General features: G+C 61.5%; 11 protein-coding genes. 7 read left to right on the plus strand and 4 right to left on the minus strand.

What is annotated here, in order from left to right:
- Positions 1–131 precede the first annotated feature (131 nt).
- Entirely contained in the window at positions 132–683 is a 552-nt protein-coding gene (locus LOY50_RS03135; protein WP_258690272.1) for a hypothetical protein, read from the minus strand.
- A gap of 377 nt (positions 684–1,060) precedes the next feature.
- Here LOY50_RS03135 and LOY50_RS03140 point away from each other — a divergent pair, with 377 nt between their 5' ends.
- Positions 1,061–3,136 (plus strand): AsmA family protein, encoded by a 2,076-nt coding sequence (locus LOY50_RS03140; RefSeq protein WP_258690273.1) that lies wholly within the window; start codon positions 1,061–1,063, stop codon positions 3,134–3,136.
- Between the two features lie 120 nt (positions 3,137–3,256).
- Here the strand turns inward: LOY50_RS03140 and LOY50_RS03145 are convergent, their stop codons facing one another.
- Positions 3,257–3,787, minus strand: coding sequence for a bacterioferritin (locus LOY50_RS03145; RefSeq protein WP_214511424.1), 531 nt, complete (start codon positions 3,785–3,787; stop codon positions 3,257–3,259).
- 228 nt (positions 3,788–4,015) lie between these two features.
- Positions 4,016–4,936, minus strand: coding sequence for a LysR substrate-binding domain-containing protein (locus LOY50_RS03150; RefSeq protein ID WP_253471295.1), 921 nt, complete (start codon positions 4,934–4,936; stop codon positions 4,016–4,018).
- 136 nt (positions 4,937–5,072) lie between these two features.
- Between LOY50_RS03150 and LOY50_RS03155 the strand changes: the two genes are divergently transcribed.
- The 4 genes from LOY50_RS03155 to LOY50_RS03170 all read left to right on the plus strand — a co-directional run bounded on the left by LOY50_RS03155 (position 5,073) and on the right by LOY50_RS03170 (position 8,364).
- Entirely contained in the window at positions 5,073–5,711 is a 639-nt protein-coding gene (locus LOY50_RS03155) for an FMN-dependent NADH-azoreductase (RefSeq protein WP_253471296.1), read from the plus strand.
- A 116-nt stretch (positions 5,712–5,827) separates the two neighbouring features.
- Positions 5,828–6,718, plus strand: coding sequence for a triacylglycerol lipase (locus LOY50_RS03160; RefSeq protein ID WP_258690274.1), 891 nt, complete (start codon positions 5,828–5,830; stop codon positions 6,716–6,718).
- Between the two features lie 203 nt (positions 6,719–6,921).
- Entirely contained in the window at positions 6,922–7,209 is a 288-nt protein-coding gene (locus LOY50_RS03165; protein ID WP_258690275.1) for a PsiF family protein, read from the plus strand.
- Between the two features lie 141 nt (positions 7,210–7,350).
- Positions 7,351–8,364 carry an AI-2E family transporter gene (locus tag LOY50_RS03170; protein ID WP_214511419.1) on the plus strand — a complete coding sequence of 338 codons (1,014 nt, stop codon included), beginning with the start codon at positions 7,351–7,353 and terminating at the stop codon, positions 8,362–8,364.
- A 122-nt stretch (positions 8,365–8,486) separates the two neighbouring features.
- On the opposite strand, the gene LOY50_RS03175 is transcribed toward LOY50_RS03170, so the two are convergent.
- Positions 8,487–9,761, minus strand: coding sequence for an Hsp70 family protein (locus tag LOY50_RS03175; protein ID WP_253471302.1), 1,275 nt, complete (start codon positions 9,759–9,761; stop codon positions 8,487–8,489).
- A gap of 296 nt (positions 9,762–10,057) precedes the next feature.
- On the opposite strand from LOY50_RS03175, the gene LOY50_RS03180 reads away from it, so the two are divergent.
- The gene (locus LOY50_RS03180) at positions 10,058–10,996 is read left to right on the plus strand and encodes a DnaJ C-terminal domain-containing protein (protein WP_258690276.1); all 939 of its coding nucleotides are present in this window, start codon (positions 10,058–10,060) and stop codon (positions 10,994–10,996) included.
- A 166-nt stretch (positions 10,997–11,162) separates the two neighbouring features.
- Positions 11,163–11,462, plus strand: coding sequence for a chaperone modulator CbpM (locus tag LOY50_RS03185; RefSeq protein WP_253471306.1), 300 nt, complete (start codon positions 11,163–11,165; stop codon positions 11,460–11,462).
- Positions 11,463–11,488 lie beyond the last annotated feature (26 nt).

Genomic DNA, 11,488 nt, shown 5'->3' on the forward strand with positions numbered 1-11,488 from the left:
AGCGACGCACTCTAGCAAATCGGCTTTGCCGACGTCGAACGGTAGAGAGGGATCAGGCGGGGAAAACGAAGGGTTTGAAAAGTTAAAAGCCCGATTGGAGGAATCGGGCTTTTTTCTGGGCCACCATGGGCTCAGCTCACTGCACTGTTGCGTTCGATCACACGGTCACCACCGTCAGCTGCCAGGGTCTGGCCTTGTGGAGTGCGCTCGGTGCCGTCGGCTGCCAGGGTCTGGCCTTGTGGAGTGCGCTCGGTACCGTCAGCTGCCAGGGTCTGGCCTTGTGGAGTGCGCTCGGTGCCGTCAGCTGCCAGGGTCTGGCCTTGTGGAGTGCGCTCGGTGCCGTCAGCTGCCAGGGTCTGGCCTTGTGGAGTGCGCTCGGTGCCGTCAGCTGCCAGGGTCTGGCCTTGTGGAGTGCGCTCGGTGCCGTCAGCTGCCAGGGTCTGGCCTTGTGGAGTGCGCTCGGTACCGTCGGCTGCCAGGGTCTGGCCTTGTGGGGTGCGCTCGGAACCACCCTCGACCAAGCCTTTTTCTTCGAGGCGATCACGACCACCTTCAGCAACAGTCTGGCTGTAGACAGAATGGCTGTCCTTTACCTGTGGCGTGGCTTGTTCTGAGGCTGGCAGGGCGAAAGCCGTGGAGGCCAGCAGTGAAAGGGACAGGCTCATCAGTAATTGGCGTTTCATGGTCGTTGCTCCTTGGGAGGGCGATAAAGTGGGTACGAGGGCAATGCTACTCTCGATAAGTCGATATAAAAGTTCATAAAGACAATGGTAATAATCAACGGAATTGATTGTTCTGGGCGAAGGCTCTAGAACGGGCGTTTCCGAGGTGTGGTTTTGCACCGAGGTGGGTATTTTGTACCCATCGCTGCCTCGCAAATGTGCGGACGCGGTAACAGTTTGTTGTCTGATCGGTCAGGAATATTGCATTTTTTTGTGCCGTTCATCGGCACCTGTGGGCTGCTTTATCAGTCCAACCCTTCATAACGAACCGACTGCAGGGTCGTGTTCCCAGCGGCGTCGCGGTTGCGAACGCTGACTTGTCATCAGGAGCCTTGTGCATGAAGCGCACCTCGAAAATCCTCACCTGGAGCTTTGCCAGCCTTGTTGTCCTGCTGGCCGTGCTGGTCCTGGTCATCGCCTTCTTCGACTGGAACCGCATCAAGCCCACGCTCAATGCCAAGGTTTCCGAGGAGTTGCATCGCCCCTTTGCCATCAACGGCAATTTGGCGGTTGCCTGGCAGCGTGAGCCGGAGGAAGGGGGCTGGCGAGCCTGGATGCCGTGGCCCCATGTGGTGGCCGAGGACTTGAGCCTGGGCAACCCGGATTGGTCGAAAAACCCGCAAATGGTCACGCTGAAACGTGTTGAGTTGCGCGTATCGCCCTTGGCCCTGCTGGCCCGGCGGGTGGCGATTCCGCGCATCGACTTGACGGAGCCCGACGCCAACCTGCAACGCCTGGCTGACGGGCGCGCCAACTGGACCTTCCAATTCGATCCGAAAGAGCCGGACGCCGAGCCGTCCAGCTGGGTGGTGGACATCGGCGCCATCGGCTTCGACAAGGGCCACGTGACCCTTGACGACCAGACGCTCAAGACCCGGCTCGATCTGTTGATCGACCCGTTGGGCAAACCCATCCCGTTCAGCGATATCGTCGGTGACAAAGCTGCCAAAAAGGCCCAGGACCAGGGCGCGACGCCGCAGGACTACGCGTTCGCCTTCAAGGTCAACGGGCAGTATCACGGGCAAAACCTGGCCGGCTCCGGCAAGGTTGGTGGTTTGCTGGCCTTGCAGGATGCGTCACGACCCTTTCCGCTCCAGGCCCAGGCGAAGATCGCCGAGACCCGCGTCGAACTGGCCGGCACCCTCACCGACCCGATGAATCTCGGGGCCCTGGACTTGCGCCTGAAGCTGGCCGGCAAAAGCCTGGCTCATCTCTACCCGCTGACCGGCGTGACCCTGCCGGATTCGCCGCCTTATGCCACCGATGGCCACTTGATTGCCAAGCTGCATGAGCCGGGTGGGGCGCTGTTTCGCTATGAGGCGTTCAACGGCAAGATCGGCGATAGCGATATCCATGGCGACCTGGCTTATGTCGCCAGTCAGCCCCGGCCGAAACTCAGTGGCGCGCTGGTCTCCAACCAACTGCTGTTCAGCGACCTGGCGCCGCTGATCGGTGCTGACTCCAATACCGAGCAAAAGGCCCGTGGCGGCGCCAGCAAGCAGCCAGCCGACAAGGTCTTGCCCGTGGAAGAGTTTCGCACCGAGCGTTGGAGCATGATGGACGCTGATGTGGAGTTCACCGGCAAGCGCATTGTCCATAGCGAGCAGTTGCCATTCACCGACCTGTATACCCATCTGGTGCTCAACGATGGGCAGTTGAGCCTCGAGCCCCTGCGCTTTGGCGTGGCCGGTGGGCGCCTCGATGCGCAGATCCGCCTCAACGGCCATGCCCAGCCCCTTGAAGGCCAGGCGAAATTGACGGCGCGTGGCTTCAAACTCAAGCAGCTGTTCCCGGGTTTTGAGCCGATGAAAACCAGCTTCGGCGAACTGAATGGCGATGCCGACATCACCGGGCGCGGCAATTCGGTGGCGACGTTGCTGGGCACCTCCAATGGCACGTTGAAAATGCTCATCAACGATGGCGCCATCAGTCGTGAGCTGATGGAGTTGGCGGGGCTGAACGTCGGCAACTACGTGGTGGGGAAAATCTTTGGCGACAAGGAAGTGAAGATCAACTGCGCGGCGGCGGACTTCGACATCAAGACCGGCCTGGCCACCACGCGCCTGTTCGTGTTCGACACCGAGAACGCGATCATCTACATCGACGGCACGGCGAACATGGCGAATGAACAGCTGGACCTGACCGTTACCCCCGAGTCCAAGGGCTGGCGCCTGATTTCCCTGCGCTCGCCGTTGTACGTCCGGGGCCCGTTCGCCAAGCCCGCCGCCGGGGTCAAGGCGGTGCCGCTGATGCTGCGCGGCGCCGGGATGGTGGCGTTGGGTGTGATCGCCGCGCCGGCGGCGGGGTTGCTGGCGCTGGTGGCGCCTAGCGGCGGTGAGCCGAACCAGTGCGCGCCGCTGCTGGAGCAGATGAAGGCGGGCAAGGCGCCGGTGACGGTCAAGCCCACCCGATAAGCCAGGCTTGCGGTGAGGCGACGGGCCTCATCGCGAGCAAGCTCGCTCCCACATTTTGACCGCATTCTTCCAGAAAGAATGCGGTCCCCTGTGGGAGCGAGCTTGCTCGCGATGGCGGTATTAGAGATCGGCCAGAATGTCGGCCATGTCATCGGCATGCTCTTCTTCCTGGGCCAGGATGTCTTCGAAGATGCGCCGGGTGGTCGGGTCTTTTTCGCCAATGTACTGGATGATTTCCCGATAGCTGTCGATGGCGATCCGTTCGGCCACCAGGTCCTCGTACACCATTTCCTTGAGGGTGTTGCCCGCTACGTACTGGGCGTGGGAATTGCGGGTCAACAGGTCGGGGTTGAACTCCGGCTCGCCGCCCAGCTGCACGATGCGCTCGGCGAGTTTGTCGGCGTGTTCGGCTTCCTGGTTCGCGTGCTCGAGGAATTCGCTGGCCGCCACGCTGGCCTTGAGGCCGGTGGCCATGAAGTAGTGGCGCTTGTAGCGCAGCACGCAGACCAGTTCGGTGGCCAGCGATTCGTTGAGCAGGCGGATGACTTCCTGCCGATCGGCACCGTAGCCTTCGGTCACTGCACCGTTCTGCACGTTCTGCCGTGCCCGTTCGCGCAGGGTGGTTACATCGGATAAGTGCATGTCGCTCATCTCGTTCTCCTGGAGGCTGATCCGGTTGAGGCGTCACGCTCTGATGGCGCGATCACTTCTTAAGGTGGGAGTGATGAGCGAGGCAAAAAGTTTTATGAAATGACCCCGTGTAGGAGCTGCCGAGTGCAACGAGGCTGCGATCTTGCCCCAGACCATTGAGTCATGAGCGAACGCCGAAAGAGCAAAATCAAAAGATCGTCCGAACGCGGCCCGAGCCTTCGGCAGCTCCTACGCCTGCGACATAGCAAACACTGGGGGAAACCCCGACAGCCGTGCTTCCTCCCCTAGCCACTGGAAGAATGCCCGCACCGGCGGATGGCGTTCGCGGCCCGGGACGCACAGGGCGCTGTAGCCGGCGCCATTGACCTGGACGTCCGGGCGATAGCCCACCAGCAAGCCGCTGGCGATGCTTTCGGAAGCCAGGATATTGCTCGCCAGCACCAGGCCCTGCCCGGCAATCGCCGCTTGCAAGGCGTAATGCTCCTCGTCGTACTCGCGCATGCACGGCTGCCGGGTGAGCCAGGTTTCCCCGGCCTGGGTGCACCAGGCATCCCAACCGTGGGCGTACAGCTTGGAGTTGTGCCAATGCACGCTGATCAGCGTCGGGACCTGCCGTGTCGCCAGGGCCACCTGTTCAGGCGAGCCATAGACCCCGAAGCTTTCATCGAACAGGCACATGCCGTACAGGTTCGGGTAGGCGTCCAGGCTGTAGCGCACCACCAGGTCGACGCTGGCGTCCTGGTGCAGGTCGATCACTTCGCAGTGGGTGTCCAGGCGCACGTTGATGTTCGGGTGACGTGCATAAAAACGCCCGAGGCGAGGCACCAGCCACAGGGCGGCAAACGCTGCGGTGGTGGACAGGGTCAGGTGGCTGGTGCTGCGTTGCGGGCGCAGGGTGTCGACGCTTTGCGCTACCTCCAGCAACGCCCCGTGCAGGCTGTGGAACAAGCGTTGCCCGCCCTCGGTGAGGCGCACCTGGCGTGGCAGGCGTTCGAACAGTGCCAGCCCCAGCCAGCTCTCCAGGGATCGAATCTGATGGGAGACCGCCGTAGGCGTCACCGACAGCTCCGCCGCGGCCGCCTTGAAACTGAGCAGTCGCGCGGCTGCCTCGAAAGCGCGCAGGGCGTTGAGCGGCAGGTTGGCGAACATCCTAATTCTCCTGAAATGCGATGGATGAAATTAACTCATCCAGATGAACTTGCGCTCATTTGTCTGGAAGCAACGCCAGACTTCAAGCTGCAAGGCACAAGCAATGTTTATTGTAGCCGCATAAAAGGAGATTCAGATGAGCAAGATTCTTGTGGTGCATGGCAGCCCCCGTGGCGAGCGTTCTCATTCCCGGCGCCTGGCCGAGGCCTTTGTTTCGGCGTGGCAGGTCGCCCATCCACAATCCCAATTGACCCGTCGCGAAGTTGGACGGACGGTGATTGCGCCGGTCAACGAAGCGTTCATCGCCGCAGCGTTCTATCCTGAGCCCCAGGCTCGACCGTTGATCATGCAAGCGGACCTGGCCCTGAGCGATACCTTGGTCGAGGAGTTGCAAGCCCATGACCGACTGGTGATCTCCGCGCCCATGCACAACTTCAGCGTGCCCAGCGGCGTGAAGGCCTGGATCGACCAGATCGTGCGCATCGGGCTGACGTTCAACCACAGCCTGGATAATGGCGTGTCGCACTACGAGCCGCTGTTGCTGGGCAAGAAAGCCCTGATCGTGACCAGTCGCGGCGATTTCGGTTTCGGGCCTGGCGGCCCGTTGGAGAGCATGAACCACGCCGACACGCTGTTGCGCACCGTCCTGGGGTTTATCGGCATCACCGATGTGACGGTGGTGGCGGCGGAAGGCGAAGAATCGGCCGAGCGCAGCTTTGCGTTGTCCTGCGCCGAGGCCGAGGAGCGTTTGCTGGCCCTGGCACGGTCCTTCTGAGAGGGGCTGCTGCACAGCCCAACGGGAGCAAGCTCTGGCCACGGATTCATCTGGGTGTCATAGACTGGTCATCATCGATACCGATGCTGATCGCTCTTGATCACAAGGATGTCGCCATGTCGCAACGCTGCGCCACTCGTTATCCGCTGGTACTGGTCCCGGGCATGCTCGGGTTCATCCGCCTGGTGTTGTATCCGTACTGGTATGGGATCGTCTCGGCGTTGCGTCGCGGCGGGGCCGTGGTCGTGGCAGTGAAGGTTTCGCCGCTGCATTCTTCCGAGGTGCGCGGCGAGCAATTGCTGGCGCGGATCGAGGAGGTACTGCGGCAAACCGGTGCGCAGAAAGTCAACCTGATCGGCCACAGCCAGGGCAGCCTCACCGCCCGCTATGCGGCCGCCAAACGCCCGGACCTGGTGGCGTCGGTCACCTCGGTGGCCGGCACCAACCACGGCTCCGAACTGGCGGATTACTTGCAAGCCCATTACCCCGCCGACAGTGCCAAGGGGCGCGTGCTCAGTGCCGTGCTGCGCCTGATCAGCGCCCTGATGAGCCTGCTGGAAACCGGCTATCGCGGGCCGAAGCTGCCGGTGGATATTCACGCCTCCCATGCCTCCCTGACCACCGCCGGGGTGGCGCTGTTCAATCAACGTTATCCACAGGGCCTGCCGGCAACCTGGGGCGGGAATGGACCGGAAGAGGTCAATGGCGTGCGTTATTACTCGTGGTCCGGCACCTTGCAGCCGGGCAAGACCGACAAAGGGCGCAACCTGTTCGACGGCACTAACCGCAGCTGCCGTTTATTTGCGCGTACGTTTGTGAGGGAAGCGGGGCAATGCGACGGCATGGTCGGACGCTACAGCTCGCACCTGGGCACGGTCATCGGCGATGACTATCCGCTGGACCACTTCGATGTCGTCAACCAATCGCTGGGACTGGTGGGCAAGGGGGCCGAGCCGATCCGGTTGTTTGTCGAGCATGCCGAGCGGTTGAAGGCTGCCGGGGTGTAGCCCGTTAGGAGGACCGCATTATCGTTCATCGCGAGCAAGCTCGCTCCCACAGTGGATTGGTGTTGCTAGGTCCATTGTGGGAGCGAGCTTGCTCGCGAAAGCGGTAGATCAGGCCCAGAGAATCTACCTGGTGAAGGTGTAACAGGCTTTGTCTACACTGCACCTCATCGCCACACCCTCGTGTGGCAGCCAGGAGAAACATCATGAAGATGCTGCGTGTCCCTCTGTTGATGATTGGTTTGCTACTGTGTTCCCAGGGCTTCGCCGCGACGGCGCAGCAGACCAAGATGACCACCTGCAACGCCGACGCCACCGCCAAGACGCTCAAGGGCGACGAGCGCAAGGCGTTCATGAGCACCTGTCTCAAGGCTACCGCTGCACCGAGCACCCCGCAGGAACGTATGAAAACCTGCAACGCCACCGCCACCACCCAGGCGTTGAAGGGCGATGCCCGCAAAGCGTTCATGAGTGATTGCCTGAAGAAGAAATAAGCGTTGAACCCATGGGGCCGGCACAGCCACCGCAAAAAAAACCCTGAACTGCGACTAAGGTCGGCCGATACAATCCCTAGTGCTGCCAGTGGAAGGCTGGCAGACTGCCGATCCTTTCACGCCGTTTTGTCCTGAGGCTGTATGCCAACGTTTTCTCAGCGTCATGTGTTGTTGGTGATCAGTTGGGTGATCATTTTTGGTGGGCTGTTGCTGGTGCTGCCGCTGCGCCTGTTGCCGAGCCTGCTGGCCGGGCTGCTGGTGTTCGAACTGGTCAACATGCTCACCCCGCAGTTGCAGCGACTGATCGAAGGCCGCCGTGCCCGTTGGTTGGCGGTGGCGTTGCTGGGCACGCTGGTGGTCAGTGTGCTGACGCTGATCTTCGCCGGCGCCATCAGTTTCCTGTTGCATGAAGCGGAAAATCCAGGCGCGTCCCTGGACAAGTTCATGACCGTGGTCGACCGTGCCCGCGGGCAATTGCCGCCGTTCATCGACGCTTACCTGCCGGCCAGCGCCGCCGAGTTCCGGGTGGCGATCGGTGACTGGGTGAGCAAGCACCTGAGCGACCTGCAACTGGTGGGCAAGGACGCGGCCCACATGTTCGTGACGTTGCTCATCGGCATGGTGCTGGGGGCCATCGTTGCCCTGCAGCGCATCCCCGACCTGACCAAGCGCAAGCCCCTGGCCGCGGCGCTGTTCGATCGCCTGAACCTGCTGGTCAAGGCGTTTCGCAACATCGTCTTCGCCCAGATCAAGATTTCCTTGCTCAACACCTTCTTCACCGGGATTTTCCTGGCGGTGGTGCTGCCGCTGTTCGGCATCAAGCTACCGCTGACCAAGACCCTGATCGTGATGACGTTCCTGTTGGGGCTGCTGCCGGTCATTGGCAACCTGATGTCCAACACGCTGATCACCATTGTCGGCCTGTCGATATCGATCTGGGTGGCGGTGGCGGCGCTGGGCTACCTGATCCTGATCCACAAGCTCGAGTACTTCCTCAATGCCCGCATCGTCGGCGGGCAGATCAGCGCCAAGTCCTGGGAGTTGCTCATGGCGATGCTGGTATTCGAAGCCGCATTCGGCCTGCCGGGGGTGGTGGCGGGGCCGATTTATTATGCGTATCTCAAGAGTGAGTTGAAGCAGGTGGGGATGGTCTGATCGGGCAGTTGTATTGCCTGGTCTACCGCTTTCGCGAGCAAGCTCGCTCCCACAGTTAACCGAGTGAATGCGGTCAACTGTGGGAGCGAGCTTGCTCGCGATTCAGACGCCTCGGTCTGGGATCAGACCTGGCTCCCATACCGCTTCATCGCCTCGATCGCCAACCCGCTGCCGATACTGCCGAAGATATTGCCTTCCACATGTCGCGCCTGGGGCAGCATCGCCGAGACGCTGTTGCGCAGCGCCGGGATGCCGCTGGAACCGCCGGTGAAGAACACCGTGTCGACCTGATCGACCCGCACGTTGGCATCGTTGAGCAACTGCGTGACGCTGCCGCGTACCCGCTCCAGCAAGCCGTCGATGGCCGACTCGAACAAGGCCCGGCTCAGGTCCACGCTCAGGCCCGGCTCGATCCGGTCCAGGAGCAAATGGCGCTGGTCGGCGTGGGTCAGCTCGATCTTGGTTTCTTCCACTTCCATCGCCAGCCAGTGCCCGGCGCGCTGTTCGATCAGCTTGAACAGCCGGTCGATGCCGCCGGTGTCTTCGATGTCGTAGCGCATGCTGCCCAGGGCGAGGGTGGATTTTTGCGAGTACACCGCGTTGATGGTGTGCCAGGTCGCCAGGTTCATGTGGTGACTGGTGGGCATGTAGGCGCCACTCTTCATGCGGCTGCCGTAGCCGAACAGCGGCATCAGGCCGGCCAGCGAGAGTTGCTTGTCGAAATCGGTCCCGCCGATGTGCACGCCACCGGTGGCGAGGATGTCGTCGTGGCGGTTGTCGTGGGTGCGGCGCTCGGGGGACAGGCGCACCAGGGAGAAGTCCGAAGTACCGCCGCCGATGTCGACGATCAGCACCAGCTCTTCTTTCTCGATGGTCGATTCATAGTCGAATGCCGCTGCGATAGGTTCGTACTGGAACGAAACCTCCTTGAAACCGATGGCGCGGGCGACGTCCACCAACGTGTTTTCCGCTTCCTGGTCGGCCATTTCATCGTCGTCGACGAAAAACACCGGGCGACCCAGTACCACTTCTTCGAATTCCCGACCGGCGGTGGCTTCGGCGCGTTTCTTCAACTGGCCGATGAACAGCCCCAGCAGATCCTTGAACGGCATGGCCGTGCCCAACACGCTGGTGTCGTGCTTGATCAGCTTGGAGCCCAGAAGGCTCTTGAGCGAGCGCATCAGCCGGCCTTCGTAGCCTTCCAGGTATTCGTGCAGGGCCAGGCGGCCATACACCGGGCGACGTTCCTCGAGATTGAAAAAAACCACCGAAGGCAGGGTGATCTTGTCGTCCTCCAGCGCGATCAACGTTTCCATGCCGGGGCGCAGCCAGCCGACAGTGGAGTTGGACGTGCCAAAGTCGATGCCGCAGGCACGGGCCGGGGATGCGTTTTTCATGTCTTTCGGGTTCCAGTTGAAAAAACGGCCGCGCAGTGTATGTCAGTGCGGCGCGGATTCGAAGGCCGGTTATCTGCTAATTCGCAAACGCCGGCCTTGAAAGACAGGCTTACACCCCCAAACTTGCTGGCATGGGCCTGGTAGCACAGGGCGGGTACAAGAACCGCCACCGGCTGCCGATAAACTTCTGACGCACCGTCCGGTCACAAACCTTGAGATTGGTCAAACTCCGGGGCTTGTACCACGAGCATGCTGTGCATGGCGGTGCTATATCGATAACGGATGGTGATCCTTCAATGGACTTCAAAGATTATTACAAGATCCTGGGTGTCGAGCCGACGGCTGACGACGCCACGATCAAGGCCGCCTATCGCAAACTGGCGCGCAAGTACCACCCGGATGTAAGCAAGGAAAAGGACGCCGAGACCAAGTTCAAGGACGTCTCCGAAGCCTATGAAGCGCTGAAAAGCGCCGACAAGCGCGCCGAATACGACGACCTGCGCCGCTACGGCCAGCACGGCCAGCCGTTCCAGGGCCCGCCGGGTTGGCAGAGCCGTGGTGGTTTTGGCGGCCAGGACACCGGGGACTTTTCGGACTTCTTCAGTTCGATTTTTGGTAATCACGGGCCGGGTTTCGGTGGCGGACAGTCAGGTCGCAGCGCCGGCCGTCGAGGGCAAGACGTGGAAATGGAATTAGCGATCTTCCTGGAAGAGACCCTGTCGAGCGAGTCGAAGAAGGTCAGCTTCCAGGTGCCGCAGTACAACGCGGCCGGCCAGCACGTGAGCAACACCAGCAAAAGCCTGAACGTGAAGATTCCACTGGGCGTGACCGACGGCGAACGCATCCGCCTCAAGGGCCAGGGTGCGCCAGGTATCGGTGGCGGCGCCAATGGCGATTTGTACCTGACCATTCGCTTCGCGCCACACCCCAAGTTCGACGTCGAAGGCCAGGACCTGATCATCACCTTGCCCCTGGCACCGTGGGAACTGGCGCTGGGCACCGAAGTGGCGGTGCCGACCCTCACCGGCAAGATCAACCTCAAGGTTCCGGCCGGCAGCCAGAACGGCCAGCGCATGCGCGCCAAGGGCCACGGCCTGCGCAACAAGGCCGGCGAGCGCGGCTACCTGTTCGTGCAGCTCAAGGCCGTGATGCCCAAGGCCAGCGACGAGGCGGTCAAGGCGTTGTGGGCGGAACTGGCGAAGAAAGCCGCGTTCGATCCGCGGGAGAACTTCTGAACACGGCCGGTCTTTGAACATCGTCCGTAGGAGCTGACGAGTGGAACGAGGCTGCGATCTTTTGATCTTTCGCTCTAGACTCAATGGGTAGTGGAAAGATCGCAGCCTCGTTCCACTCGTCAGCTCCTACGCTCCTACACAGTTACAGCATTGGGAGAAGCAGACCATGAGTAACCCGATCATTGAACTGAACCTGAGGGAGTTCTGCGAGGCCGCCGCGTTGGCGGATGTCCATGTCATCGAAATCGTCGAACATGGGATCCTCGAGCCCGAAGGCACGGTGCCGACAGACTGGCGCTTCACCGATTACGAACTGCTCCTGGCCAAGCGTGCCGCGAAGCTGCGACACGACCTGGACCTGGAATGGGAAGGCGTCGCCCTGGCGCTGGACCTGCTGGAAGAAGTCCAGCAACTGCGGGCCGAGAACCGTCGGCTGCGTCAGCAACTGGGGCGTTGGGTGGAATGAATGGTGCGGGTCAGGACGACATTCGG

The organism is Pseudomonas sp. B21-010 (assembly GCF_024749325.1).
Lineage (GTDB): Bacteria > Pseudomonadota > Gammaproteobacteria > Pseudomonadales > Pseudomonadaceae > Aquipseudomonas > Aquipseudomonas kilonensis.